Origin of the sequence: Actinoplanes awajinensis subsp. mycoplanecinus, assembly GCF_001509495.1 — a bacterium.
In the GTDB taxonomy this organism is placed as follows: Bacteria; Actinomycetota; Actinomycetes; order Mycobacteriales; family Micromonosporaceae; genus Actinoplanes; species Actinoplanes palleronii.
In genome coordinates this window covers 1-26,654 of record NZ_LLZH01000007.1, presented here as the reverse complement: position 1 = coordinate 26,654, position 26,654 = coordinate 1, and the positions used below count along the sequence as shown (strand labels likewise).

Genomic DNA, 26,654 nt, shown 5'->3' with positions numbered 1-26,654 from the left:
ACAACCGCGAAAAGGGTACCGAGAGAAATCCTAGGTCAGTTCCGACCGTGGACTTCGGCGACGAGACGCGATCCGATGCCAGATAGACAGCGCCACACCTATCGACGTATGGCAATCATTTTTTGGGTCGAGAGGTTCGGTTAGCCAGATAGAAGAGATAGGCGGCGTTGCGTCGCCGCCCTGCTATGTCGGCGAAGTACGGGAGGAGCCCGGCGGCGGCGCTGAGGATGCCGCCGGCGATGGCGGGAACGGTGCCCGCTGCGCCTAGCGCGATGGTTCCGAGCCCCGCGATGGTGGGGGCAATGACCTTCCATCGGCGTTCGGTGCGGACCGTGCGTTGGAGTTGCCGACTAGCGTGGGCCAGTTCCTCACCGAGCCCGGTGAGGGCGTCGGCGCCGGTGCCGAGGTCGCGGGCGCTGCGGAGAGCGTTGCGGACCTTCTGGCGCAGATCCTCGACGGCTTCTTCTTCGGTGACGGCGCGTGCCAGGACAGCAGGGTTCGCGCCGGGCAGGATAGGGATGTCGGCCCAGACCGCGGAGTGGATCGGCTTGTTGGGAAGTGCACCCTTCCGGGCGAGTAGCCGGGCCTGGAACGGTGACGTGGTGAGGTAGTCGGCGGTGAAGACCTTGCCGGCGATGAGTCGCTCGTTGGCGCGTCGCAGGTATTCGCCGACGGCTTTGTCGAGGTTCTGCTGTTTCCACGGCTCGTAATCGTGAGCGGGGTTGTAGGTGCCGAGAAGGTCGGCGGTAAAGGCGCCTATGCCGTGCGGCTGTTCCTCGACGACCGTGTGCCGGGAGAGAAGCCACAGCAGCGGCGAGCCGAGGTCGTCGATCGGGTTGATGAACATGGCTTCACGGGCCGTCGGGCCCTCGACGATGAGCTGGCTGCGAACCCAACTGGTCAGATCGTGGCGTTGAAGATCGCGTTCGGTCATCGCGTCGACGGTGTCGGCTCGGGCGGCAACGCCGAGGGCTTCGGGCACCGGGACGACGACGCCAGCTTCAATGAGCGGGCGCAGGCGGCGCTGTTCGGCGATCGCGTCGCGGACCGCGTCGTCGTCGCGGTCGCCGAACAGGGCGGCGAAGACGTGATCGGGGACGCAGACATGATCGGCAAACAGGAGTGTCTGACCGAGGAGACGGTCAGCGTCGACCTCGTCGTTCCACAGGATCGTCGGCCGGTTGTCAGGCTGGAGACTCAGGTCGGTCAACGACTGCACGACGGCAACGGTGAGATCGGCGGCACCCTCGGTGAGGGCATCGCGGTCATGTTCGGTGTGATCGAGGACTTCGAAGCGGTGTTTGCCGAGGACCGGCAACGGTTGTGTGCTGAGCCTTGGCGCGTCGAGGAGTGCCTGAATGGCAGGATCAACCTCGACTGGGCGGCTCTGGGGACGGCCGATCGGTACGACAAGGGGGACGCCGGCGCTCGGCTGCCGCAGCGCGTTGCGGGCCATGCTGGTGGTCGGTGACAACCAGACCGTGTTCTCGTCGTCAGGGTTGCTGATCAGCTCACCGGGCGCGGACGGTGAGTGGTGCTGTCCATGACAAGCCTTGTATTTGCGTGTTCCACCACACCAGCACGGGTCGTTTCGCCCGAAGTTCGCTAACGGATCCATCGCGTTCAGTGTGGCACTTGCGATCAAGTTTCTCCGGTCACCCGGACGTTCAGATGCCGCCGAACCGCTTGCTATCCGGTGCCACGGCGGATGCCGGAATATCAGCCCGCTTGCACGCCAGCTGCAGGGCTCAGACCGGGCGGGTCGCACTGGTGGTGAAGGAGATGGCCGCACGTGGCTCACGGCTGAGACCCGCATCGGGTCATTGATTCCTGGCAACGGCCGACCGCGGCCAGCGTAGGGCTTCTGCGCGGACGCCGGCAAGCACCGGCTCACCGGCCGCCGCCGTGGCTCGGATCGGATCGGAACGCGAGTCGCTGGAGATCGCCATGCTCAAACGCAGGCATCAGCCTCGGCGGCGCCGCGTTCATCGACACCCACCTCGACGACGAGATCAACGAGATCAACGAGATCAACGAGATCAACCTCAACGTCTTCTCACAGGTCGCCTCGCCCAACCCGTCGTCCGACACATGGCTGCCCGCCCCACCGCCCGGATCATGTTCACCAACTCGCTGTCCGCAACCACCCCCACCTCGTACGAGACGGTCTACGGACCAGCCGCGCCATTGTGCACGCCTTCGCCCAAGGCCTGCGCGAGCAACTCACGGTGAGTCGATGGGCACGAAGTTCCCGAACCGGACACCATCCGCGCTTTGGCGATCACCGGCCCACCCCACGTTCAGGCAAAGCGACATAAAGGTCAGCCCTCGGAGGCCGCTGCCACCGTGAGTGCAGAAAACTGACAGTCTTCAAGACATCTATCTTTATCTTTTTACTCGTAGTAGCGTTGTCAGCACTCTGAGTGTCTAACCTGAGATCAGGAGCTGGCGTGACTGATTCCGGAAGCCGAGTAGAACTCAACGGCACACAGCGCGCCGTTCTCTTCGCTCTCCTGACCGGCCCTGGCGAACAGACCAACCGGGAGCTCCGCCAGCGCGTGGGGCTCGGCCTGACCGGCCGGGACCGCCTCGGCTTGAGGAACGCCGGCCTCATCGAGAGTGAGATGGTCGGCAACGCGTACGTTCACACTCTCTCGCCGGCCGGAGCAGATCACTGTGTGGCGGCTCTCGATCCTGGCGCAGGTCCAGCAGAGCGTGTCCTATTCGCACTGATCGCCGACCTGAGTGAACACCTGAACAGCACCGACTACGTGCTGGCCAAGGCGGTCCGCACCATCCTGCATGGAGGATCGATCCAGTACGACCTCGAAACTCACATCGGGACTGCCTACAGTCAAGCCGCCGATGGGCGAAGCGAATCCTTCGTACGGTTGACCGAACTTCGTCCGCTACTCCCACGAGGCCTCGACCGCGGCGCCGTCGATGAGGCTCTCCGGCAGATGTATCGGGACCACAAGATCAATCTGGTACCGATCGCCGACAACGCCTCGATCACTGCCGACGATCGTGCAGCGGCTCTTCACATAGGCAACGAGGAGAAGCATCGGATCTCCATGCAGCGCTCATGACGACGGAACTCGCCGCGCTCAAGGCGCTGAGATTTGATCATGTCGTCACCGAGGATGACGTCTGGAACAACGACCTCAGTTGTCACGTGGACGGACTGCATCCCGGCGTTGAGACCGCCGTCCAGGAGAATCTGGACGCATTACGGGCGGACGGACATCACAGCTCGACCGGCATCGTCGTCGAGGGAGAACTCGGCGTCGGCAAGACCCAGACGCTGAAGTGGACGCAGATCCAGACGCAACGCCGTGGCGGCTACTTCTTCCTTCTTTACGCCATCGAGCGAGGGGTCCCCTTCCACACTCAGCTACTCCGCTCACTCCGGTTGGATCTGGAAGAAACCCGGTCCGGACAGCGGGCGCAAGCCTCCCGCTTTGTTGACGATCTCGCGAAGCGACTCGAGGTCGCACCTCTCACCGACGTCGGCAACGGGTCACGGAGCCTGCCGCGGGTCGCGGTCGAAGCAATCGTTTCCGCACTTCCGGAGCATGACACCCGGCTCGGCAGCGAGTACCAGGACACCCTGCGCGCACTGATCCTTCTCGCGTCCCCGGCACCGAACGACCGCAAGGTCGGAAGTGTCTATCTCCAGGGTGGCGAGATCAATGAATCGGCTCGCCGGCGCTGGGGATTCCAGATACCGGTCAAGTCTCCCAGCGTTCTGATCTCCGAGATCACCCGGCTACTCGCCCTGTCCGGACCGGTGGTCGTCGCCGTCGATCAGATCGATGCGCTGGTCAAGACGATGTCCTCATCGCCTCAAGCCGCGAACGTCCGAGAGCAGGTCATAGATCTCGGACACGGGCTGATGGACCTGCACAGCCGATCACGCCGAACGCTGATCATCGTCTCGTGCCTGCCCGACTCCTGGGAAGCTCTGGTCGGCACTATGGTCAACTCGTTCGCCGACAGGTTCTGGCGAACGCAGCAGCTCCGGAACATCCCGGATCCCGAGATCGCCGAGCGTCTGGTCGCCCGGCGGTTCGCCATCGACTACAGACGCGTCGGCTTCCGTCCCGACTACGGAACCTGGCCGGTGCACCCGAGCGCATTCCGGACATCGACCGACTACACCGCGCGGCGGCTCATCGACCGAATCCGGCACCACGTCAAGGGATGCCTGAACGCCGGGATTCCCTCCGAGCTGTTCGACTTCGCCGAGGAGCGGCGCAGTGGGCAGTCACCGAGCGCGCTTCAAACCGAGTTCGAAAAGCTCGCTGCCGCAGCCGACGTGGAGACAATCCTCGGAACGAGGTCCGAGGACAGAGTTATGCCGCTGCTGCTGGGCGCCGCCCTCGATGCTTGGATCCGCGAGCACCCCACCCGAGCCGACCGCTTCGTCCGGCTCGAGGTCAAACCGGAACGCCCAGCCGCAGTGCACGCGCTACTCACGTCAAAGTCCAACACGTCGGCGTGGCACTTTCGCGTAGTCACGTCGGTAAGCCCGCAGCCCACGACGGTTCGCATCAAGGCGGCCATGGACGGCTTCGCAGGCTCGGCTGACAGCCGGCTGTATCTCATCAAAGCAAAGCCATGGCCGACCGGATCGCCTGTCGGCTCCGCACGGCGAGCATTACGAGACGCCGGCGGGATCGAAGTGGACCTCGACGACGCAGACGTGCGGACTTTCGAGGCCCTCCGTCAGCTCATGAACCGTAGGCCGGATGGCCTCGAAGAATGGCTGCGATCACATCAGCCCGCGGGCAAGACCAAACTCTTGAGGCAGATCCTCACAGACGTGTGAGGTTCAAGGTCTCCTCCGCGACATTCACGCCTCTGGTCTGATACCCGCAGCCGGTGAGGGCTCGGCCCATGGCGTTGGTACGGGATTGCCAGTAGCCATTGGAGCGCCGGGCCACCGGCCGCAATTCCGCGCCGAGGATTGTCTCGATCTCAGAAAAGACCAGTTGGATCACAGGTTCGTTCCTGGACTCAAGGTATCTGATCAGTGGCTGAAGATCCTGCTCATCCTGCAGGATATCAACGACTTCGTCCGGGATGCGGAATCCACTGGTGCGAACGTCATCCGGATAGAGCGCCTCCAGGATGGGTTTGACGCCGGCCGGCACCGAACCCTCATCCTGCAACTCGAGTGTTATCCGGCTCGTCGGCCTGGTGAAACCCCTCAGCATCCGGCTGCTGTCGTAACCGCATATTTCGTACACAGCCGCGCGATCGATGATGCCGCCCAGCCAGGCCGCCTCCTCGACGACCGCGGCCTGTGGAAGCCCTTCGTGACGAAGCCGGGAGAGAAGTTCGGTGACCCCGTCCGACGACCACAGGTTCTCCCCCTTGAACGCCACCCGCTCCGCATCCTGTGCAGAGTCCGGGCTGACCAGGACACTCAGCGCCTTCTTTGAACGTTTGAGCAGGTCAGGCGCCCGCAAGAGGTAGAGCCGGCGGCCTTCACTCTGCTTTCGGAACTCCTCCACCATCTCGAGCCGGGGACCGAGGAAAGAGCTGCCCTTCCTCCACCACCAGTCTTCCTTCTGGTCATTGGTGACGATGAGTAGGTCTTTACCTAGGTCCGCTGCATGGAGGACCGCCTGCCAGTAGACGATGTAGTCTCCGGCAGCCCCCTCGGCCTGCAGGTCAGCCTTCTCTGCGTCCAGATAGCCCGGCGGCTGCTTCGCCGAGACTCGACGCTTGCCCTCGTCCACCATCGCCGACCAATCACTCTCGTCCGGCTTTGGCAGGACTTTGCCTTCCAAGACAGTGCCTAGCCTCGTGAGCACGCTGTCCTCGTCGCTGGGCGTGTCCGGGGAAATTCGGTCCGGGACCACCTGGATCGCCCTCGTCTCAATCGAATCGAGGGCCTCCTTGAGATCGCCACGGAGACGCACCAGCAGTGGTTCGTCCATGGCAACCTGCTGAGCCCAGCGACCGAGGGCACCATCGGCATTGGATCGGCTCTTCTCCAGCGCATCGCGCAGCTCTTTCAGGGCCGCGCCAGGATTGCTGATGACCGACAGCCTGTTGCGATGAAACTCGACCAAAGACTGGTGCGGGACGACAAGGCGGTCGCCGAGAGCCTCCAGAACGCTCAGGACATCCGTTACCGTCTGCGCGTTGTACCGGTAGAGACTCAGCATCACATTGGCATCGAGGGCCACCACAGCGGTCGCCAATGCACGGTCGATGTCATCACCACTGGGTAGGTAGTAGCCCTCGAAACCATCGAACAATCCAGGCACCCGGACCTCCAAGCGGCCAAACCGTACCCAAGAGGTAACAGCTTCGGCCATCCCGAACAAGGCTCCCGGCGAATGCACGACAAAGACCGAACAGGCCTCGCCGATTCCCCTCAGGCCGATCCGAGGGCGTCGGCCACCGCCCGGCCCAGGTCCTCGGTGCGGTGAGTACCTCCGAGATCCGGCGTTCGCACGTTCCCGGCGGACAGCACCGACTCGATCGCCGCCACGATCGCCGCTGCCGCCTCCGGGTAACCGAGGTGGTCGAGGTGGTCGAGCATCAGGGCGCCGCCTTCGGTGTTCTCGCAGATGACGACGAAGTCGATGTCGCCGGGCTCGCGGCCAGCCAGCGGGGCTTGCCACGCCGGGCAGCAGCCGGCACGGCCGCGGGTTGACGTACTGGTCGAAGGCGCGCCGGAACTGGATCAGGCTGCCCCCATAGCGTTATTTCGCGTCAACCGGCGAGCCCGTCGCGGCGTACATCCGCCGCCGACGCCTCGATCAGGCGCGCCGCGCGCTCCTCGCACCCACCGGCGGCACGGTCGTCGAGATCGCGGCACGGTGGCAGTTCGCCGAAAGCAGCCACTTCATCCGGACCTTTCGTCGCTACTGCGCCCAGACACCAGCCCAGGGCGGTTGCGTTCTCGCGGGCGGATGCTCTGAGCTGGGATGATGTCGAGTGATCGCCCTATATGAAGGCGGATGGAGCGGATGAAGCCCTCAAGGTGATCATGGAGTTCTTCACGCTGCACGACCACCGAGGAATCCACCCGCCGATGGCATCATCTCTGATCTCCGTACTGACCGTGACAACCCCTGGCATCGACACGCCACCACCGCCGGTCACCGACGGTGAACGCGGCGGGCTTCTGGCCGCCGCGAGCCTGGTCCCGGACCCACGTAACCGTCGCGGGGTGCGATATCCGCTAGCAGCGTTGCTGGCCGTCGCGGTCTGAGCGGTCCTGGCTGGCGCCACCTCCTTCACGGCGACCGCCGACTGGTTGTACGACCTGGACGAGCCGGATCAGCAACGGCTCGGGTTCGACCGGGGCGTGCCGGCCGGCATGACGGTGTGGCGGCTACTGACCCGCTTCGACGACGCCCTGGTCAGCAGCGTCCTAGTCGGCTGGCTCCGGGCCCGAAGACCGCCACTCGCCGCGGCGCGGCCACGTCGCTACCGGACTGTGATCGCCGTCGTCGGTTAAACGCTGCGGGGTGCCCGGCTGGCCTACGGCCGTCGGGTGCACCTGCTGTCCGCGCTGGACACCAGCACCGGCATTGAGTTCCCCCGCTTCTACGGAGCATCGTGATCCACGCATCGACGCCCGCCAGCGTCAAGCATCAGGCCAGTTGGCCTACCAAGCGACGAAGGACGAAGAACCCCGCTCCAGCAGCCCACCAACGAAGCGCGCCGAGAGCCCCCACCCATAGCCGGCTCGGTTCGTGTCAGTTGCTCGCCGGCCATCTGGCCGTCACAGATAAAGAGCCATTCGCACACATGCACAACGTTGATAAGAGTTGACGACCCCTTGACCCCCAGTCATGCTCCTGGTACTTGAACTGCGCGTTCACGAGCTCCGATCGCCCTAGGACGACGCCCTCGGCGCAATCCGGCCGACCATCGTGGCCTTTCTCGGCCGAGATGTCATCACGTGGTCCGGCCGGACGGCGGTAATGTCGCTGCCATGTCCGCCCGCCCCCAGCAGGCGCATTCTGACCAGCCGGCAGGCCGTCTCGTGGCTCGCCGTCGAGCGCCCGCGCGCAGCTTTCGGTGCATGCGCGTCGTGTGGGTTTTGACGTCGCGGGATGTCTGCGGTGCTGGCGGCGTCCCGCGATGTGCGATGGGTGCGGCGGTGACACGGTCGATCACCACGACGGTGACGGCAAGCGCGAGGGCTGAGGCGCCGAGGAAGTCATCGGCTCCCTCGCCCGCCGGCGGGGACGTGCGGGCGAAATTCAGCTCACGCTTGTCGGCGCGGCCCGTTCTGTATGGCTCGGGGGCCCGCGGAGGCGTTGAGGGTTTGGGACGGTGGCACACCGAACCGCGCACGATAGGCACCCGCGAAACGCCCGAATGGACGAATCCCCAGCGGTGGGCGATCTCCGCCACCGTTGTCTGCCTGGGGTCCGCCTGCCGAAGCTCCTCGTGGGCGCGGTCAAGGCGGACCTGACGCAGGTACGACGCGGGCGAGATGCCGACGTACCGCCGGAAGCCCGCCTGCAGTGACCGTTCGCTGACGCCGGCGCTGTCGGCGAGCTGGGCGATGGTGATCGGCTGCTCGGGCCGGCCGTGCAGGATGCCGATCGCCTGCCGTATCGCGCGGGGCGCCGGGTAGGGTCCGCCGGTCGTGGCCAGCCGGTCCCGATAGGGGTGGTCGGTGGCCAGCAGCAGACCGCGCAGGAGCATCTCCTGCAGGGGCTCGGCGAGGAGCGGGTTGTGGGTCAGCCCGCGGTTCTCGCCGAGAGTGTCCGCGGCCAGCACCCGGACCATGTTGGTCCAGGTGCGGCCGGGCCCCTGAGCGTGGTCCAGCCGGTGGCTGAGCAAAATCGGGGAAGCGACGGGGGTGTCGAGCATGCGAGCCAGCTGCAGTTCGAGGGATTCGCTGTCGATCTTGGTAGCCAGTAGTCGGCAGTCGCCGGTCCACCGGTGCAGAACGGTGTCGCCGACCGGCTGGAACACCGCCGCGCTGGTATCGGTGGCCACCCGGGTTTCGTCTCTGCCCTGCTGCCATTCGAGCTGGCCGGGCAGGAGGACGTCGACGTGGTACGCGCCGAGTTCGTGCAGCCTGAGTTTGAGGTCTGTGCCGAAGCACAGGTCTCCGATCGTGACCGGGCCGAGCTGGGTGACCCGGAGCTGGGTGTCGAGGCTCCGGGACGGCTCCAGCATGTCGATGAAGTTGCTGTAGAAGTGCTGGGCCAGCACGAACCGGGTCTCATCCAGGTCGGAGCTGTGCAGGGTGACCGCCGGGGCGCCGCCGTCACCTTCATTCCGGGACAAATAGCATCACCTCACCATCACTCTAGTGGGCAGCAGGCGGCCGGTCTCGTTCCCGGCGGGTGAAGCTCACCGCCGACCACCCGGCCTGTCCGGAAACCGAAGGCCCGGTCCGCCCCCCGCAGCGAGCCGGCCCCCGAGCCGGGCCGGCTCGTCGTTCGGACTCAGATGCCGCGGTGGGCGGGCCGATGGCCGGTCGTGAGGCGTACGCGGATTTGGGTTTGGTGGCTCGCGGCCGGTGTGCTGGCGACGACGGGGTATTTCCTGCTGCCGCCCTCGTCGCTGGCGGCGCGAGTGTGCTACTACGCCATCGGTTTGGCGGCCGCGGCCGCCATTCTGGTCGGCGTACGGCTGTACCGGCCGCCGCACCCCGGCATCTGGTACTGGTTTGCGGCCGGGCAGGTCGTGGCGGTGCTCGGCGACGTCACCTACGACCACTACCTGTACGAGTCGGGCCGTGTGCCGTACCCCTCCGTCGCCGATGCCTTCTACCTCACCGCCGACCTTCTGCGCATCATGGGTTTGGTGCTGCTGTCCCGCAGGCGGCGGTCGGGCGCCGGCAGCGGTCACCTGATCGACGCGGGCATCGCCGCCATCGGGCTCGGCCTGGTGCTGTGGACGTTCATCCTGCACCCGGCCGTGGCCGACCGGTCGGCCACGACTACGGCTCGAGTGATCGGCTCCGTGTACCCGGTAGCGGATTTGTTGTTGCTGGTGATGCTGGCCTGGCTGTTCACCGACCAGCGCAACCGCACTCCGAGCAGCCGGTTGCTCTACGCCGCCGCAGCCACGTTGCTGGCCGCGGACATCAGTTACTCCGTGCTGGTTGTCTACTTCGACGCCGACCCGTTCGCCTTGGACGCGGTGTTCGCCGCGGCCACCCTGCTGTGGGCAGCGGCCGCCCTGCACCCGTCGATGACGGCCGACACCGACGTCGTACAGGGCCGGAGCACTCCGCAGAGTGTGGCCCGGTTGTGCGCGCCCGCCGCGTGCTCGCTACTCGGCCCCGTGCTGCTCCTGACGCCGTACGCGGGAGACAACACCGTCGATCGCACGGTCATCACCTGCGGCGCCCTCGTCCTCATCCTGCTCACCATCGCTCGGATGACCCTGATCCTGACCCAGTTGAAGAGGCAGTCACACGCCCTGGAACAACTCGCCATGCTGGACACACTGACCGGTCTGGCCAACCGGCGCCGATTCGAGCAGGCCCTGCACGCGGTGCCGGCCGAGGGCCGGGCCCAGGTGGTGTTGCTCGGCCTGAACGGTTTCAAGAGTGTCAACGACGAACTCGGCCGGCGGGTCGGTGACCGGGCGCTCTGTGCCCTGGCCCAGCGGCTGGCACGGGCGGTACCCGACGGCGCGCTGCTCGCCCGGATCGGCGGTGACGAATTCGCTGTCCTGCTGGCCGACGGAAGCGCCGCGGAGGTCGATGCGCTGGCCGCGGAGCTCGCCGCCCGGCTGCGCGAACCGGTCCACGCGCACGGCCACGATCTGCTGGTGGGCGTCGGTATTGGTCTCGCGGCCCGCGAGCGCGACGAGCCGGTGGAGGTGCTGCGCCGGGCCGAAGCGGCGATGTATGCCGCCAAGCTGGCCGGGCAGACGATCCGGCGGTGGGAGCCGGCCCTGGACGAGCAGTCGAGGGGGCACGCCAAGCTCGGCGCCGAGATGCGGATCGGTCTGGACGCCGGGCAGTTCCGGGTGGTCTATCAGCCGATCGTTGCTCTCCCGGCGCGCCGGACCATCGCGGTCGAGGCGCTGGTGCGCTGGGAGCACCCGCAGCGCGGGATGGTCAGTCCGGCGCAGTTCGTGCCGGTGGCCGAACAGAACGGCCTCATTGTCGAACTCGGCGCCTGGATCCTGCGGACCGCCTGCCGGCACATGGCTCGGTGGCGGGCCGAACTGGGCGCGGGCGCACCCGACCGGGTCAGCGTCAACGTCTCCGCCCGTCAACTCGCCCGACCCGGCTTCGCCGCGACCGTCGCCGGCGTGCTGGCCGAGACGGGACTTCCACCGCAATGCCTGGCCGTGGAGGTCACCGAAACCGCCGTTTTCGAAGGCGGCCAAGCGGTGACCACGCTGCACGAACTGCGCAAGCTCGGGGTACGCATCGCGCTGGACGACTTCGGCACCGGGCATTCGTCGCTCGGCCTGTTGCAGACGGTGCCGGTCGACATCCTCAAAGTCGACAAGTCGTTCGTCGACAATGTCACGGCGGCCGGTCGGCACAGCGTGATCGCGGATGCCCTCATCCGGATCAGCAACGGACTCGGCATCACCGCTGTAGCCGAGGGTGTCGAGACCGCCGAGCAGGCCGACGCGCTCTACCGGCTCGGCTATCGGCTGCTGCAGGGTTACTACTTCAGCCGTCCCGTGGCCGAGCCCGATTTCGGCCGGGGCCGTGCCGCGATCGACGCCGTGGCGCCTGCCACCGCCACAGGTCAGGCGCGGCCCCGGCTTCCAGAACCCGACCGCCCGATGAACGTGATCTCGGCCGGCGGCCATTAGCTCGAGGCTCGCAAATCGTGCGAGCGCATGCCCGGTATTGCGGCAGGAACGTCGATTTACATCGGAAAGGGACACCATGAGCGCGGTCACCATCACCACCGGCACCGATACGACCGCCGGTGAGTCGCGTCGTCGGGCCTTCTTCGCCGACCTCGGCGTCAGTGTCAAGGTCCTCACCGCGGCCAGGAACGCCACCGCGGCGAGATCGGGCTACGAATCGAGCCGAACCACCTCGGTCGTGACGCTGTTCATCGGGCTGTTGCTCGCCGGCGGGCTGGGATTCTGGGTGGCCCGCAAGATCGTGCAGTCGTTGACCAAGGTCACGTACGTGTGCGACGGCCTCGCCGACGGCGACCTCACCCGCCACACCGGCCTCGATACGCGCGACGAGCCGGCCGGATGGGACGTTCGCTGGACACCGCAATGGCACGGCTACGCACGACCATTACCACCATCGAGGGATCCGCCGCGTCCTTGGTCGGCGCTTCCGAACAGATGAACGGCACCACCGCGACCATCGCGACGTCGGCCGAGCGGACCTCGGCGCAAGCGCAAGCCGTATCCGCCTCGGCCGAACAGGTGTCGCGCAGCGTGGAACCGTCTCGTCCGGCGGCGAGCAGATGGGGGCGTCGATCCGGGAGATTTCGCAGAACGCCGCCGAGGCGGCCCGGGTTGCTTCCGAAGCGGTAACCGTCACGTCGATGACGTCGGCCACGATGAACAAGCTGGGCGAGTCCTCCGCGGAGATCGGCAACGTGATCAAGACGATCACGGCGATCGCCGAGCAGACCAACCTGCTGGCGTTGAACGCGACGATCGAGGCGGCGCGGGCCGGGGGGCCGGCAAGGGTTTCGCCGTCGTCGCCAGCGAGGTCAAAGACCTGGCGCAGGAAACGGCGCGGGCCACAGACGACATCTCCCGGCGGGTCGAGGCGATCCAGGCCGACACCAGCGGCGCCGTATCCGCCATCGAGGAGATCTCCGTCGTCATCGAACGCATCAGCGAGTTCCAGACCACTATCGCCTCGGCGGTGGAGCAGCAGACCGCCACGACAATCGAGATGAACCGCAGTGTCGCCGAGGCTGCCAGTGGCAGCGGTGAGATAGCACAGAACATCACCGGCGTCGCCGAGGCCGCCCGCATGACCAGCGAGAGCGTGGCGCAGACTGAGCAGGCAACCGCAGAGCTCGCGCGGATGTCCACCGAGCTGAGCGGTCTGGTCTCCACATTCCGCATTTGAACGATTGCGGCGCAGGCCGGTTCCAGACTCAGGCGAGGCTATGCCCGGGTGATGACGGCCATCTCGGTCGGGACATAGAGCCCCTCACGCACGGCGCGCAGGCTGGCGGTGATCCGGTCCGGAGCGGCCAGCTTGATCCGGACGCGTTCGAGGTCACCCTCGACGATCTCCACCGGTATGTTCCGCGAAGCCGCGATGGACGCCGCCGTCCAACCCTCGACGAGTGCACCCATGATCTCCAGTTCGGTGCCCGTCAGCCCGCACAGGTCGCCCGGTGCACCCACGGCCACGACGGCCCGCAGATGACGAGGCCGACCGTTGCATCCAAACACAGTGATCCGGACATGTCCGGCTTCGGCGGGCCATCGATCGTACGGGACCAGGAACACGGCGTAGTCGGGTGTTCCGCCGAGGTGTGTGGTCGCCGCCAGGAGAACGGCCGAGGTGGCCTCCAACAGCGGATGCGTAGGCAGTCCGGGGAGAGGCAGCGTTCTGCCGGAAGTGGTGAGCACTGTCGCCGCGGTCATTCCCCGGACGATCCGGGCCAGCAACGCGGGCGAGCGGAGCGGATCCACCGCGTGCGCGATGGTAGGGGCCAAAAGTTGCACCAGGTTGCACGCGGCCGGGCTCGCGTATGCGGGATTGTCGGTGTTGAACCCCAGCAAACCGACCCGGCGGCCGTCAGCGACAACCAGACCGATACCGATACCTTCCCGAAATCCGGCCGGCTGGAACAGCTCCATCCAACTGCGGATCTCCTCCGCGGGTACCGGAAGATCCTGGACACGCAGCGGCGCAGTCCTGTGCAGGCCCAGCGACTCGATTTCGGCGTGGTGCTCCTGGGTGGTCATGTAGGCGCGGATGCGGTCGTTGTATCCGCGGCAGCTCAACAGGTCGTGCTGACGCAGCTCGGGATCAAGCAGTGCGATACGGGCAGCCTGGAACGGAATCACCTGACGCAGCGCGTCCAGGATGGCCTCCGCGCGTTCCCCAGGGCCGGCCGGCAGGTTCGCGAGCATGGTCACCTCCGCGGCGACCTCGGCGGCACGAGGCGGCAGGTCGAACACCCGGGCCCCCATTCGCCACTGCTCGTTTTCCTGTTGAGGTTACCCGCGGCGCACCGGCACGGCACCTTCTGGGCATTTCTGCCAATCGACCCCGGGACGGGATGCTGCTGCTATTGGGGGGGTGAGACGAGGAGTGCAGATGTCACGACGCGTACGGCTCCGGCACCTGCCGGGGCGATCACCCCGACGCCGGGTGAAGAATCCGGAGAGCCGTCCCTGGGAACGCGTTACACGGATCTTCGACGAGCTGATGTGAGCACCCGATGAGCAGTGCACCCGGATGACCGACATGGTCGCCATCCTGAACGCCCACCCCGGCACGACGCCCGGTACCGACAAGGACGCCCTGGTGATCGTCCTCCAGGAGAGTCTCAACTGTGCGCAGAGCTGTACGTCCTGCGCGGACGCCTGCATCGCGGATCCGGACGCGGCGCATCTGGGCAGGGCCGCCGGCGCGGCCCTCAACTGCGCCGACATGACCACTGCGGCGGTGCGGGTGTTGTCCCGGCCCACTGCCTACGACCGTGCGGTGACCGAGGCTGTGCTGCGGGCGGTCATCGAGACGTGTCGCGAGGGCTACGAGGAATTGCGGAAACACGCAGCGGTGAACGAGGCCTGCATGATCTGCGCCGAGGCCTGCCGCAGGTGCGGTCAGGCGTGCCGGCGTCTGCTGGGCTCGCGCGGCTGAGCCGGCAGCCACGAAAGATCCACAACGCGGCGCCGGTGCCGGCACCGCCCCAGAGGAGTCGACAAGAGCTCGGAGGCCGTCCATCTGACGGTCGCCGACAAGGAAATGCTGACGAAAGCCGGCAGGTGAGCCATGACCATCGTCCCCGACCCGCACGTCGTCATGATCCGTCCGGTCGTCCCGCGGACTCCGGAAGGCTGCGCCGAGTGCCTGCGTCTGGGCACTCCTTGGGTGCATCTGCGGCTGTGCCTGATCTGCGGGCACGTCGGCTGCTGCGATTCGTCACCGATGCGCCACGCGCGGGCGCACGCGCACACCGTGGGTCATCCGATCGTCCGGTCGTTCGAGCCCGGGGAGAACTGGCGGTGGTGCTACGTGGACGAGGCGATGGTTTGACCGGACAGTACCGAGCATTCGGATCAAGGATCACACGTTGATCGTGATCAGGTTCTCCACCTCGGTGACACCGGGCGCCGACCAGGCGACACGCTCCGCCTCCCGGCGCTCTGCCCACGACCGTACGCTCCCCGTCAGGATCACGGTGTTGCCATCAGTGGTGACGTGGATCCGCCCCGCGTCCGTCTCGGCCGTCCGCACCAGGGCGTCCTCGATCTTCCTCGTGATCTCATCGGGCGACGGGCCGGTGCCCGGCCGCACGGTGATGAAGTTGCTGACCCCCTTGACACCGATGAGTGTGCGGACGACCCGTTGCGCTTCCTGCCGCTGGTAGTCCCAGTACACCTCCCCGCGCAGGGTGACCCAGCCGCCCGACACCGAAACCTTCACCGTGTCGTCGGGTACGAGCGAGTCCATCTCGAGCGCCCGAGCAACGGATTGGGCGAGGTCGACGTCGGCCTGCTCGTGACCGGGCGACAGGCGTACTTCCGTGTCGTTGACCACGGCCTTGACCCCGCGGACACGAAGTGCCGCGCGTTCGGCGGCCCACTTCTTGCTGAACGTGTCCACCCCGCCGGTCAAGGTCACCACGCCATTCCGTACGACGACGCCGATCTCGTTCGGCGCGACCTCCGCGTCCCACTTCAGCTCGCGCAACACCTCACGCTGGAGTTCCTCATCGGTCTGGGTTGTCGGTGTGCTGGCCATGCCGGTCCTCCAAGACCTCTGCGCCCGAGCGGCACTCGCCGCTCGGCGCTTTCTCGATGATCGTCGCCGCGCGGCCCTCCCCCACGTCTCAGCGGTACGTCGGATCTCGATCCCACCAAACGCGGCCGGGGACTGTCGATTGGCAGGAATACCGACAGGTGGCGGGCGGGCGCCGATTGGCAGATCTGCCAATCGACACCTCTGGCCGGTGCTGGTGGTGTGGAGACCGGGGAACGGAGTCCGGGATCCCGCATGTGTCCGGGCGACGCAGCCTGTTGATACCTCAGACCATGCACGATGTTGGAGGAGGGCGTCATGCCCAAGGCAGTCGGCATCGATCTCGGCACCACGAACTCGGTGATCGCCACCGTGGAAGGCGGGCAGCCGACTGTCATCGCCAATGCGGAGGGTTCTCGGACCACACCGTCGGTGGTCGCCTTCACCGAGCAGGGCGAGCGACTGGTCGGTCAGCTGGCCCGCCGGCAGGCGATCCTCAACGCCAAGGGCACCATCTATTCGGCGAAGCGATTCATCGGACGCCATTTCGACGAGGTGTCCAGCGAGCTCAACACGGTGACGTTCGACGTGGTCTCCGGCCCGGACGGTGCGGCCCGGTTCAAGGTCCGCGACAAGCTGTACGCGCCCGAGGAGATCTCCGCCCTGGTGCTGCGCAAGCTGGTCGAGGACGCGTCGAAGTTCCTGGGTGAGCGGGTCACCGAGGCCGTCGTCACCGTTCCGGCGTACTTCAACGACGCGCAACGTCAGGCCACGAAGGATGCCGGGCGCATCGCCGGCCTCGAGGTCCTGCGGATCATCAACGAGCCGACGGCGGCGGCCCTGGCTTACGGCCTGGACAAGAAGGAACACGAGACCGTCCTGGTGTTCGACCTCGGTGGGGGCACCTTCGATGTCAGCCTTCTCGACGTCGGTGACGGCGTGGTGGAGGTCCGCTCCACCGCCGGCGACACCCATCTGGGCGGCGACGACTTCGATCGCCGGCTCGTCGACCATCTGGCCGACGAGTTCCAGCGGACCGATGGCATCGACCTGCGTCGTGACCCGCAAGCCCTGCAGCGCCTCTTCGAGGCGGCCGAGCACGCCAAGGTCGAGCTGTCGTCGGTCACCCAGACGACGGTGAACCTGCCCTTCGTCACGGCGGACGCGAACGGCCCCAAGCATCTCAACACGACGATCACCCGGGCCAAGTTCGAGGACCTGACCGCCGACCTGGTGGAGCGCTGCCTGGGTCCGGTGCAGCGCGCCATGTCCGACGCGAAGGTGACGGCGAACGATGTCGACGAGGTGATTCTCGTCGGCGGCTCGACCCGGATCCCGGCGGTGCAGAAGCTGGTTCGCCGGCTCACCGGCGGCAAGGACCCGAACATGACGGTCAACCCCGACGAGGTCGTCGCGCTCGGCGCCGCATTGCAGGCCGCGATCATCAAAGGCGAGGTCAAGGACGTCCTGCTGCTCGACGTCACCCCGCTGTCGCTCGGCATCGAGACCCAGGGCGGCGTGATGACCAGGGTCATCGAGCGCAACACCACGATTCCGGCCCGGCGCACCGAGACCTTCAGCACCGCGGCCGACAATCAGCCCGCCGTGGACGTGGTGGTGCTGCAGGGCGAGCGGGAGAAGGCGGACGACAACCGGGTGCTCGGCCGGTTCCGGCTGGAGAACATCCGGCCCGCGCGCCGCGGTGAGCCGCAGATCGAGGTCACCTACGACATCGACGCGAACGGGATCCTGAACGTGTCGGCCCAGGACAAGGACACCGGCGCCGAACAACGCATCACCATCAGCGAGAGCTCCAACCTGGACAAGGCTGAGATCGATCGGATGGTCCAGGACGCCGAACGCCATCGTGGTGAGGACGCCCGGCTGCGCGAGATGATCGACGCCCGAAACGAGCTCGACTCGGCGGCCTACCAGGTGGAACGTCGGCTGACCGAGCTGGGCGACGCGGTAGCCGTGCACGAGAAGGGCCGCGCCGAGATGCTCGTCAACGACGCGCGCCAGGCGATCAAGGACGACGCCCCACTCGACCGGCTCCGCTCCCTCACCTCGGAGCTGCAACAGGTCTACCAGAGCCTCAGCACCGGCAGCGGCGCAGCTGACGGCGGCTCGTCCGCACCGGGCAACTCGCCGGGCAGCCCGGAGGACGACGACGTGATCGACGCCGAATTCACGACCGGATAACCGACGATGACCGATCAGGAACGGGATCCGGCGGCGACCGGTGCGGCCCCGCCGGTCCCCGACGAGACCGTCGAGCTGCGTGCCCAGGTGGCCCAGTCGCACGAGCGCTACCGGCGGGCGGTGGCCGACTACGACAACCTGCGCAAGCGGATGGAGCGGGACCTCGACCGGGAACGCGAGAACGAACGGGCCCGGGTCGCGGCGCGATGGCTGCCCGTCCTCGATAATCTGGAGCTGGCCCTGCAGCACGCCGGCGCCGACCCGGCGTCGATCGTGTCCGGGTTGGAGGCCGTCCGTCAACAGGCGCGGGACGTCCTCGCCGATCTCGGTTATCCGTTGCGGGCCGATCTGAACGAGCCGTTCGACCCGAGCCGGCACGAGGCGGTGGCCGCGCTGCCGGCCGCCGGCGTCGCGCCCGGCACGATCCTGCAGGTCCTCCGGCCCGGTTACGGCACCGACGATCGCCCGCTGCGGCCCGCCGCGGTGGTCGTGGCCAAGGGAGCCTGAATGGCGCCGTCCCGCGACTTCTACGACACGCTGGGCGTCGCTCGAGACGTCAGCGCCGACGACCTGCAGCGGGCGTATCGCAAGCTGGCCCGGACCTATCACCCCGACATCAACAAGGATCCGGGCGCGGAGGAGCGATTCAAGGACATCTCCGAGGCGTACGACGTACTCTCCGATCCGGAGCAGCGGCGCCGGTACGACTCCTTCGGCCCGGACTTCCGCCAGGTGCCGCCGGACGTGGATCCGCAGACCTGGGCACGAGCGCGGGCCGGCGGCGGTAGACGCCCCCGTCGCCGCAACGGCCCGGCAGCGGACGCCCGTACCCAGTCCGGCGGCTTCTCGGACATCGACCTGGAAACCATGTTCGGCGGCATGTTCGGCGGCCGTGGTGCCGGTGGCTTCGGGCCGATCCCGGGCGCGGATCAAGAGGCCGAGATCGAACTGACGGTCGAGGAGGCGTACACCGGCGGGCGCCGGACAATCACGCTGGCTGGCACCGACGACCGCCGTACGCTGGACGTGACGATTCCGCCCGGGGTGACCGACGGCCAGCGGATCCGGCTGAGCGGCCAGGGCGGGCGCGGCGGCGACCGCGCCGCGCCCGGCGATCTCTTTCTCGTGGTACGGCTGGCACCGCACCCGCGCTATCGCGTCAACGGGCGGGACCTCACCGTCACCCTGCCGCTGGCACCGTGGGAGGCCGCGCTCAGCGCGTCCGTCGCGGTTGACACCCCCGGCGGCGAGGCGAAGGTCCAGGTTCCCGCGGGTACGTCCAGCGGCCGGCGGCTACGGCTCAAGGGGCGGGGACTGCCCAACCCCCGCGGCCGGCCGGGCGACCTGTACGCCGAGGCCCGGATCATGGTGCCGGCCAGGCTGTCCGACGAGGAACGGCGGTTGTTCGAGCAACTCGCCGCGGTCTCCACCTTCAACCCGCGGAGCCGGCCATGACCTACCCCCTCGCCCGGACACCGGAGCCCGCGACCGGCCGGCTGAGCCTGACCAGGTTCTGTCGAACCGGAGGTGTGCACCCGGAGATGGTCGGCCGGCTCGTCGCGTTGGGCCTCCTCCACCCCGAACGCGACGCCGCCGGAAATCTGTGGTTCGGGCGCGACCAGCTGCTCGCTCTGGCTCGCGTCCGGCGCCTCCGCGCCGGCCTCGGCGTCAACTACGCCGCCCTCGGCCTGGTGATCGACCTCCTCGACCGCGTGGCCACCCTCGAGCGTGAACTTCGCGTCACGACCTCTCGACCTACCGGAGGTAGATCGTGGACCTGAACCGCCTTACCCAGAAATCGCAGGAGGCCCTGCACGACGCCCAGACCAAGGCGCTGCGGTTCGGTCACACCGAGATCGACGTAGAGCACCTGCTGCTCGCTCTGCTCGAGCAGCCCGAGGGGCTGGTGCCGAGGCTGCTCTCGGCGGCCGGTGCCGACCCGGACGAACTGCGGGAACAGGTGGAGGCGGAACTGGACCGGCGTCCCCGGGTCAGTGGCCCGGGCGCCGCACCCGGCCAGGTCTTCGTCACCCAGCGCCTGTCCCGGCTGTTCGAGGCAGCCGAGCGCGAGGCGAAACGACTCAAGGACGAGTACGTCTCGGTCGAGCACCTGGTGATCACCATGCTTCAGGAGGGTCGGGGTTCCACCGCCGGCCGGCTGCTCAGCGACGCGGGGCTCACCCGCGACACCTTCCTCCAGGAGCTGACGAAGATCCGGGGCAACCAGCGGGTGACCTCGGCGATGCCGGAGGTCGCCTACGAGGCGCTCGCCAAGTACGGCCGGGACCTGGTCGCCGACGCCGCCGCCGGCACCATGGACCCGGTCATCGGACGCGACGGCGAGATCCGCCGGACGATCCAGATCCTGTCCCGCAAGTCGAAGAACAACCCGGTCCTCATCGGTGAACCGGGCGTCGGCAAGACCGCCATCGTGGAGGGACTGGCCCAGCGGATCACCAACGGCGACGTACCCGAGGGACTGCGGGACAAGGTGGTGTTCGCCCTGGACATGAGTTCCCTGGTGGCCGGCGCGAAGTACCGCGGCGAGTTCGAGGAGCGGCTCAAGGCCGTACTCTCCGAGGTGAGGGCCGCCGAGGGACGAATCCTGTTGTTCATCGACGAGCTGCACACGATCGTCGGAGCCGGTGGCGGCTCCGAGGGTGCCATGGACGCCGGCAACATGCTCAAGCCGATGCTCGCCCGCGGCGAGCTGCACATGATCGGCGCCACGACGCTGGACGAGTACCGCAAGCACATCGAGAAGGACGCGGCGCTGGAGCGGCGCTTCCAACCGGTGCTCGTGGAGGAGCCGACGGAGGAGGACGCCATCTCGATCCTGCGCGGACTGCGGGAACGGCTGGAGGTCTTCCACGGGGTGAAGATCCAGGACGCGGCGCTGGTCGCGGCGGTGGTCCTCAGCCGCCGGTACATCTCCGACCGGTTCCTTCCGGACAAAGCCATCGACCTGGTCGACGAGGCGTGCGCCATGCTGCGTACCGAGATCGACTCGATGCCGGCCGAACTCGACGAGCTCACCCGGCGCCTGACCCGCCTGGAGATCGAGGAAGCGGCCCTGTCGAAGGAGGAGGATCCGGCGAGCCTGGCCCGGCTCGACCAGCTCCGCCGGGAAGTCGCTGACCTGCGCGCCGAGGTGGACGCGCTGCGGGCCCAGTGGGACGCCGAACGGCAGGCCCTGCGAAGGGTCCAGGACCTGCGCCGGGAGATCGAACAGATCCGACACGAGGCGGAACAGGCGGAACGCGACTACGACCTCAACCTGGCCGCCGAGTTGCGGCACGGCAAGCTACCGGAGCTGGATCGCCGGATGCAGGCCGAGGAGCAGCGGCTCGCCGCCAAGCAGAGCGGCAAGCGGCTGCTCCGTGAGGTCGTTACCGAGGCCGAGATCGCCGGCATCGTCTCCCGGTGGACCGGCATCCCGGTCAGCCGGCTGACCGAGGGCGAACGCCAGAAGCTGCTGGGTCTGGACCAGATCCTGCACGAGCGGGTGATCGGACAGGACGAGGCCGTGCAGCTGGTCACCGACGCGATCATCCGCGCTCGGTCCGGCATCAAGAACCCACGCCGGCCGATCGGGTCGTTCATCTTCCTGGGGCCCACCGGAGTCGGCAAGACCGAGCTGGCGCGCACGCTGGCCGCGGCGTTGTTCGACACCGAGGACAACATGGTCCGCATCGACATGAGCGAATACCAGGAACGGCACACCGTGAGCCGGCTGGTCGGAGCTCCGCCCGGATACGTCGGCTACGAGGAGGGTGGCCAGCTCACCGAGGCGGTCCGGCGCAAGCCGTACTCGGTGGTGCTCTTCGACGAGATCGAGAAGGCACACGCGGACGTGTTCAACACACTGCTGCAGGTTCTGGACGACGGACGCCTTACCGATGCGCAGGGCCGCACGGTCGACTTCCGCAACGCCGTGGTCATCATGACCTCGAACATCGGCTCCCAGTACCTGCTCGAGGGCATCTCCGAGGCCGGTGAGATCAAGCCGGAGGGCCGCGAGCTGGTCCTGAGCGAGCTGCGGCAGCATTTCCGGCCCGAGTTCCTCAACCGGGTGGACGACATCGTGCTGTTCAAGCCGCTCACCCAGCCGGAGATCGAGCGCATCGTCGACCTCATGTTCGACGAGCTGCGCGAACGGCTGACCGAGCGGCGGATGACGCTGGAGGTCACCGGCGAGGCACAGCGGTTCATCGCCCGCCAGGGCTTCGATCCGGTGTACGGCGCCCGGCCGCTGCGCCGCTTCATCGCCCGTGAGGTGGAGACCCGCATCGGGCGGGCGCTGCTCGCCGGCGACGCCCGAGACGGCGCGGTGATCCGGGTGGACGTGATCGACGGCGAGCTGACCGTGGCCTACGAGAACTCACCGGAGGAATGACGTGGACACCATGGTGATCGAGTGTCCGAACTGCGGGCGCAAGAACCGGGTCCCGGCGGCCGCCGCGGGCGTCCCGCAGTGCGGTCACTGCCACCAGCCGCTGCCCTGGATGGCCGAGGCCGGCGACGACGACTTTCCCGACGTGGCCGAGCGAGCGAACATCCTGGTCCTGGTGGACATGTGGGCGACCTGGTGCGGCCCGTGCCGGCAGGTCAGCCCGGCACTGGAACAGGTGGCCCGCGACCTGGCCGGCCAGGTCAAACTGGTCAAGGTCGACGTGGACAAGGCGCCGAAGGTGTCCGAGCGGTTCACCATTCAGGCCGTACCCACGCTGATGCTGATCCGCGACGGCAAGGTGGTGGCCCGCCGGGCCGGTGCCGCACCCGCCTCGGCCCTGCGCAGCTGGGTGGACGATTTCCTGCGGAGCGCGGCGTGAACCGGGACGAGCAGCCGCTCGCCGAGACACAGGACGTAGCCGGGGCCTATCCTCGCCTGTCCGATGAGCAGATCGACCTGCTGAGCCGGCGCGGCGAGAAGCGGCCGGTCGGGCGGGGCGAGGTGCTTGTCGCCGAGGGCCAGCGGGACCGCGACTTCCTGGTCGTGCTGTCCGGCACGGTCACGGTGATCGAGGGGTACGGCACCCCGAAGGCCCGGACGGTACGGGTACACGGCCCGCGCCGGTTTCTCGACGAGCTCGGCCTGCTCACCGGCCAGCCGTCGTTCGTCTCGATGACCGCCGCGGAACCAGGTGAGGTTCTGGCGGTGCCCCTGCCCGGACTGCACGAGCTGGTTCGCGAGAAGCCCGACCTCGGGAACTTGATCCTGCGCAGTTTCCTGGCCCGCCGGGAACTGCTGATCGGCGACATCACCGGCATCAAGATCGTCGGCTCGCGGTACAGCCCGGACACCCGCCGCCTGCGCGAGCTCGCCGCCCGCAACCGGTTACCGCACACCTGGATCGACCTGGAGGAGGATCCGGGCGCCGAGGAGTTGTTACGGCGGCTGTCCATCAGGGCCAAGGACACGCCGGTGGTGATATGGCGGGACAAGGTGCTGCGCAACCCCTCGAACGGGGAACTGGCCCGGATCGCCGGCCTGCGGCGGTCCGGCCAGGACGAGGTGATGTGCGACGTCGTCGTGGTCGGCGCGGGGCCGGCCGGCCTCGCCGCCGCTGTGTACGGCGCCTCCGAAGGACTCGTGACGGTGGTCCTCGACGCGGTGTCCACCGGCGGGCAGGCCGGAACCTCCTCCCGGATCGAGAACTACCTGGGTTTCCCGGCCGGCATCTCGGGTGCCGAACTGGCCGACCGCGCCGTGGTGCAGGCGAAGAAGTTCGGTGCCGATTTCAACGTTCCGATCGAGGCGGTACGGCTCGGATGGCACGACAGCGACCAGGTCGTGCACCTCGACGGCGGGGCCCAGCTGCGGACCCGGACGGTGGTGATCGCCACCGGCGCGCGGTACCGGAAACTCGATGTGCCGCGCCTCGCGGAGTTCGAGGGCACCAGCGTGTACTACGCCGCCACCTTCATGGAGGCGGTCTTCTGCGAGCGGCAGTCGGTGTCGGTCGTCGGCGGCGGCAACTCGGCCGGCCAGGCCACGATCTTCCTCGCCCGGCACGCCGCGCAGGTACGGCTGATCATCCGGCACGACGACCTCAACCGCGACATGTCCCGGTACCTGATCGACCAGATCGAGCGACTGCCCAACGTCGAAGTGCTGCGCAACACGCAGGTCACCGACCTGATCGGCGCCGATGGCCGGCTGGAGGCGCTCGGCGTACGTGACACCCGCACCGGGGTACGGCAGGAGATCCGTTCGGCGGTGTTGTTCGCGTTCATCGGTGCACGGCCGTGCACCGGCTGGCTGGCGTCCAGCGTCGCCCTGGACGAACGCGGTTACGTCCTGACCGGGCCGCAGGCCCGCGCCGACGCACCGTCGACGGGGATGCTCGAGACCAGCCGCCCCGGCGTCCTCGCCGTGGGTGACGTACGCAGCGGATCGATCAAACGGGTTGCGTCCGCGGTCGGGGAGGGCTCCATGGCCGTTCGCCTGATCCATGACCACCTGGCCGGGTTCGGATCCGCCGCCGAGCGTCCGCGGTCCGGCACTTGACGCCGGGAACGCCATGACCGGCGACCCGGAACACGAGGGCGGGTCATCGGTGATCATGGTGGGTCTGATCGCCACCCCGCCCGACCATCCGGCCTGGGTCGCGCAACGGCTCGCCGACGAGCTCGCCGAGCTGCTCGCCTCCGCCAGCTGAATGCGGTGCGGGCCATGGTCCCCGATCTCGTCGAGGAACTGCCGCGTGGGTTGCCCGAGGACGGCGAAGAGCCGGAACGAGAGCCGTTGCGGCAGCTCGTGGGTGCAGTCGCCGCCATCCACCGGGTACTCGGGCAGGACGACGACGGCGAGATCGGGCTGGTTGCCTCCCGCATCCGCGGCGGCATGCGTCTGGTGATCGGCATGGTGCGGGCCAACCGGCCGGGCCGCGCCCTGCTCGGGTTGTCCAAGCTTCTGGTCGGCGCCTTCGGCACCGCTGCGTTCGCGCTCACCAGCAACACGATCTGGCAGATAGGCGACGCTCACGCTGTGCCTGGCCACCGCAGTGTCCTACGCAGTGCTGTTCGCCGGGACCGCCGCCGCGCTGTTGCTGATCCGTCCGTCGGTGCTCGCGGTATCGGTGACCGGCCGGATCGGATTACCGGAATATCTGACGCTCGCCTGGATCGTCAGCTCGCTGGCGACGGTCGGTGGGGCGATCGGCTCGGGCCTGGAGGACGAGGAGACCGTGCGCGCGGCGGCGTACGGCTACCACCCCGATCCGGAAGGCGGCGCTGAGCAACCTCGTCCGCGAGACATCGAGTGAGTAAGAATTGACACCAGGCCCCCATGATGTGGCTGGACTTGGTCAGGGCATGCGGCGCATTACGCGCGGTCCTGATGAAATGTTTCTCGCGAGGAGACCGATATTGTGATCATCCGAGACAGAGATGATCGACCCTCAACAACCTGCCTGCTAGCATGACGCCAGCTCCACCCGCGGATTTTTTCCAACGTCTGGAAATCTGTGGGCTCCGGCATATGGAGCCTCGGCCGACGGTCCGGCTGTGGTGAGTGCCCTCAGCAATTAGGCGGCGTTGTGCATGAAATTATCGGCAACATAGATCCGCGCCTCGGCTCCGAAACCCCGCATGCTTGGGGTGCCAGGGCTTGTTCAAAATCGATCGCCCGCGCCTGCGGTGGGCCGCGGAAATGACGCCTCACCAACCCGATCGGTGAGGAGAGTGCATTGACGGCGCCAGGGGCGTTGGAGCTTGCGCTGGAGATCGGCCGGGTCACGGCCGGCACCAGTGACATCACCCGTCGGCTGGAGGAGTTGTGGCCGCAGCTCAGAACCGTCGTACCGTTCGAGGCCGCCTGGACCGGTGTCTTCGACCCGGGCCGGCAGGGATACCAGACCTTGACCGCGGTCGGGCACGACGCGGTGAATCGCGCCTACCTGGAGTCGGGCTCCTTCAACGACCAGGTGGAGGCGTTCGGGCTGTTTCGGCGAAACCGTCCGCTGTGCTTGCGTGACGCCCCGGTCCCGTTCGCGGAAATACCGTCGTGGGCGGACCGTTGGTGGCCGGCCGGATACCGAGAGGGCCTGGGCGTGCCGCTGGTCGCCCGGGACGGCCGGCACCTGGGCCTCATAACGATGTACACCGACTCATCGGCACATCCCAGCGACGCCGCGCGCGATGTGATCGGCACGGTAGCCCCCATGATCGCGGCGGCCATCGACCCGATGACCACGATCGCGGGGCTGGCCTCGCTGGTCGGGGATGCCCGGGCCGGAAGCGTGGTCGGCCGCGGCGGAGCGATGCACAGGTTGCCTGGAATGCCCTCGCATCCACTGTTCACCCAGAATTCCTGCGTCGTCCCCACCGCTCTTGCGAAATTGACTGAAAACCGGACTCAAACCGCTTTCCTGTGCCCGGATCCGCGCGGGCTCGACGATTACGTACGGGTAACCGCGATCGCCTGCCCGCCGCAGGCGCCAAACTATTTCGCGGCCGTCATTCTACTCTCCCCCTCAGCCTCGATCCACCGACGCGATTCGTCCGGTGCGGGGTTGAATAGTTCTGGTGCTGGGCGGTTCTGGTGCAGGCCGGAATCGCCGATTGATGATCG

The 26,654-nt window shown here is 67.5% G+C and carries 26 protein-coding genes and 2 pseudogenes; 21 read left to right on the top strand and 7 right to left on the bottom strand.

Translation table 11 applies throughout. The annotated features are described in order from the left end of the window. Positions 1-115 precede the first annotated feature (115 nt). On the bottom strand, positions 116-934 hold the full coding sequence (locus ADL15_RS54945) for a hypothetical protein (protein ID WP_232343865.1): 819 nt from the start codon (positions 932-934) through the stop codon (positions 116-118). Between ADL15_RS54945 and ADL15_RS54940 the strand changes: the two genes are divergently transcribed. Further along, entirely contained in the window at positions 914-1,471 is a 558-nt protein-coding gene (locus tag ADL15_RS54940; RefSeq protein WP_232343864.1) for a hypothetical protein, read from the top strand. The two genes, ADL15_RS54945 and ADL15_RS54940, sit on opposite strands and share 21 nt — an antisense overlap. Before the next feature lie 69 nt (positions 1,472-1,540). Here the strand turns inward: ADL15_RS54940 and ADL15_RS56980 are convergent. Beyond that, positions 1,541-1,618: pseudogene (locus tag ADL15_RS56980) on the bottom strand (SEC-C metal-binding domain-containing protein); the annotation flags it as partial. 832 nt (positions 1,619-2,450) lie between these two features. Between ADL15_RS56980 and ADL15_RS52560 the strand changes: the two are divergent. Next, on the top strand, positions 2,451-3,089 hold the full coding sequence (locus ADL15_RS52560) for a hypothetical protein (RefSeq protein ID WP_157441118.1): 639 nt from the start codon (positions 2,451-2,453) through the stop codon (positions 3,087-3,089). Continuing rightward, complete coding sequence (locus ADL15_RS02680; protein WP_067684777.1) at positions 3,086-4,831, top strand: hypothetical protein; 1,746 nt, start codon at positions 3,086-3,088, stop codon at positions 4,829-4,831. The genes ADL15_RS52560 and ADL15_RS02680 overlap by 4 nt, the downstream gene beginning before the upstream one ends. Here ADL15_RS02680 and ADL15_RS02675 read toward each other — a convergent pair. Continuing rightward, positions 4,818-6,281 carry a PIN-like domain-containing protein gene (locus tag ADL15_RS02675; RefSeq protein ID WP_157441117.1) on the bottom strand — a complete coding sequence of 488 codons (1,464 nt, stop codon included), beginning with the start codon at positions 6,279-6,281 and terminating at the stop codon, positions 4,818-4,820. The two genes, ADL15_RS02680 and ADL15_RS02675, sit on opposite strands and share 14 nt — an antisense overlap. Before the next feature lie 110 nt (positions 6,282-6,391). Further along, the gene (locus ADL15_RS53905) at positions 6,392-6,559 is read right to left on the bottom strand and encodes a hypothetical protein (protein ID WP_198170484.1); all 168 of its coding nucleotides are present in this window, start codon (positions 6,557-6,559) and stop codon (positions 6,392-6,394) included. Between the two features lie 200 nt (positions 6,560-6,759). On the opposite strand from ADL15_RS53905, the gene ADL15_RS56975 reads away from it, so the two are divergent. The 3 genes from ADL15_RS56975 to ADL15_RS54930 are packed head-to-tail and all read left to right on the top strand — an operon-like array spanning position 6,760 to position 7,483. Next, the gene (locus ADL15_RS56975; protein ID WP_083970843.1) at positions 6,760-6,951 is read left to right on the top strand and encodes a helix-turn-helix domain-containing protein; all 192 of its coding nucleotides are present in this window, start codon (positions 6,760-6,762) and stop codon (positions 6,949-6,951) included. A 19-nt stretch (positions 6,952-6,970) separates the two neighbouring features. Further along, positions 6,971-7,234 (top strand): hypothetical protein, encoded by a 264-nt coding sequence (locus ADL15_RS54935; RefSeq protein ID WP_067684773.1) that lies wholly within the window; start codon positions 6,971-6,973, stop codon positions 7,232-7,234. A 45-nt stretch (positions 7,235-7,279) separates the two neighbouring features. After that, positions 7,280-7,483: a hypothetical protein gene (locus tag ADL15_RS54930; protein ID WP_067684771.1), complete on the top strand. Its 204-nt coding sequence runs from the start codon at positions 7,280-7,282 to the stop codon at positions 7,481-7,483. A 443-nt stretch (positions 7,484-7,926) separates the two neighbouring features. On the opposite strand, the gene ADL15_RS02660 is transcribed toward ADL15_RS54930, so the two are convergent. After that, positions 7,927-9,276, bottom strand: a complete 1,350-nt coding sequence (locus tag ADL15_RS02660) for an AraC family transcriptional regulator (protein WP_083970839.1) — start codon at positions 9,274-9,276, stop codon at positions 7,927-7,929. 237 nt (positions 9,277-9,513) lie between these two features. Here ADL15_RS02660 and ADL15_RS02655 point away from each other — a divergent pair, with 237 nt between their 5' ends. From ADL15_RS02655 to ADL15_RS57335, 3 genes and pseudogenes are all read left to right on the top strand, one after another. Continuing rightward, positions 9,514-11,781: an EAL domain-containing protein gene (locus tag ADL15_RS02655; protein WP_067684769.1), complete on the top strand. Its 2,268-nt coding sequence runs from the start codon at positions 9,514-9,516 to the stop codon at positions 11,779-11,781. Between the two features lie 76 nt (positions 11,782-11,857). After that, complete coding sequence (locus ADL15_RS57340; RefSeq protein WP_232343863.1) at positions 11,858-12,280, top strand: hypothetical protein; 423 nt, start codon at positions 11,858-11,860, stop codon at positions 12,278-12,280. Between the two features lie 121 nt (positions 12,281-12,401). Then, positions 12,402-13,021, top strand: a pseudogene (locus ADL15_RS57335) (methyl-accepting chemotaxis protein). 38 nt (positions 13,022-13,059) lie between these two features. Here the strand turns inward: ADL15_RS57335 and ADL15_RS02645 are convergent. Next, positions 13,060-14,088: a GAF domain-containing protein gene (locus ADL15_RS02645; RefSeq protein ID WP_157441116.1), complete on the bottom strand. Its 1,029-nt coding sequence runs from the start codon at positions 14,086-14,088 to the stop codon at positions 13,060-13,062. A 280-nt stretch (positions 14,089-14,368) separates the two neighbouring features. Here ADL15_RS02645 and ADL15_RS02640 point away from each other — a divergent pair, with 280 nt between their 5' ends. Together ADL15_RS02640 and ADL15_RS02635 are read left to right on the top strand one after the other, a co-directional pair. After that, the gene (locus ADL15_RS02640) at positions 14,369-14,776 is read left to right on the top strand and encodes a hypothetical protein (RefSeq protein ID WP_067684765.1); all 408 of its coding nucleotides are present in this window, start codon (positions 14,369-14,371) and stop codon (positions 14,774-14,776) included. Between the two features lie 132 nt (positions 14,777-14,908). Beyond that, on the top strand, positions 14,909-15,172 hold the full coding sequence (locus tag ADL15_RS02635) for a UBP-type zinc finger domain-containing protein (protein ID WP_067684763.1): 264 nt from the start codon (positions 14,909-14,911) through the stop codon (positions 15,170-15,172). A gap of 30 nt (positions 15,173-15,202) precedes the next feature. Here ADL15_RS02635 and ADL15_RS02630 read toward each other — a convergent pair whose 3' ends face one another. Then, on the bottom strand, positions 15,203-15,880 hold the full coding sequence (locus tag ADL15_RS02630; RefSeq protein WP_067684761.1) for a BON domain-containing protein: 678 nt from the start codon (positions 15,878-15,880) through the stop codon (positions 15,203-15,205). Positions 15,881-16,195: 315 nt separating this feature from the next. Between ADL15_RS02630 and dnaK the strand changes: the two genes are divergently transcribed. The 10 genes from dnaK to ADL15_RS02585 form a co-directional block, all read left to right on the top strand. Further along, positions 16,196-18,079, top strand: a complete 1,884-nt coding sequence (gene dnaK, locus ADL15_RS02625) for a molecular chaperone DnaK (protein ID WP_067684799.1) — start codon at positions 16,196-16,198, stop codon at positions 18,077-18,079. A gap of 6 nt (positions 18,080-18,085) precedes the next feature. Next, positions 18,086-18,586, top strand: coding sequence for a nucleotide exchange factor GrpE (locus tag ADL15_RS02620; RefSeq protein WP_067684759.1), 501 nt, complete (start codon positions 18,086-18,088; stop codon positions 18,584-18,586). Further along, a complete protein-coding gene (locus tag ADL15_RS02615; RefSeq protein ID WP_067684757.1) occupies positions 18,587-19,534 on the top strand; it encodes a DnaJ C-terminal domain-containing protein in 948 nt (315 codons plus the stop codon). Then, on the top strand, positions 19,531-19,860 hold the full coding sequence (locus ADL15_RS02610; RefSeq protein WP_067684755.1) for a chaperone modulator CbpM: 330 nt from the start codon (positions 19,531-19,533) through the stop codon (positions 19,858-19,860). Before ADL15_RS02615 ends, ADL15_RS02610 begins: the two co-directional genes overlap by 4 nt. Then, complete coding sequence (gene clpB / locus ADL15_RS02605; RefSeq protein WP_067684753.1) at positions 19,851-22,475, top strand: ATP-dependent chaperone ClpB; 2,625 nt, start codon at positions 19,851-19,853, stop codon at positions 22,473-22,475. The genes ADL15_RS02610 and clpB overlap by 10 nt, the downstream gene beginning before the upstream one ends. A 10-nt stretch (positions 22,476-22,485) precedes the next feature. Beyond that, the gene (gene trxA / locus ADL15_RS02600; RefSeq protein WP_083970842.1) at positions 22,486-22,911 is read left to right on the top strand and encodes a thioredoxin; all 426 of its coding nucleotides are present in this window, start codon (positions 22,486-22,488) and stop codon (positions 22,909-22,911) included. Further along, on the top strand, positions 22,908-24,590 hold the full coding sequence (locus ADL15_RS02595; protein ID WP_067684749.1) for an FAD-dependent oxidoreductase: 1,683 nt from the start codon (positions 22,908-22,910) through the stop codon (positions 24,588-24,590). The genes trxA and ADL15_RS02595 overlap by 4 nt, the downstream gene beginning before the upstream one ends. Positions 24,591-24,603: 13 nt before the next feature. Continuing rightward, entirely contained in the window at positions 24,604-24,741 is a 138-nt protein-coding gene (locus tag ADL15_RS52550; RefSeq protein WP_157441115.1) for a hypothetical protein, read from the top strand. Between the two features lie 357 nt (positions 24,742-25,098). Continuing rightward, complete coding sequence (locus ADL15_RS02590) at positions 25,099-25,347, top strand: hypothetical protein (RefSeq protein ID WP_157441114.1); 249 nt, start codon at positions 25,099-25,101, stop codon at positions 25,345-25,347. A gap of 441 nt (positions 25,348-25,788) precedes the next feature. Further along, positions 25,789-26,654, top strand: an 866-nt coding sequence (locus ADL15_RS02585) for a GAF domain-containing protein (RefSeq protein ID WP_157441113.1), incomplete at its 3' end; no start/stop codon positions are given.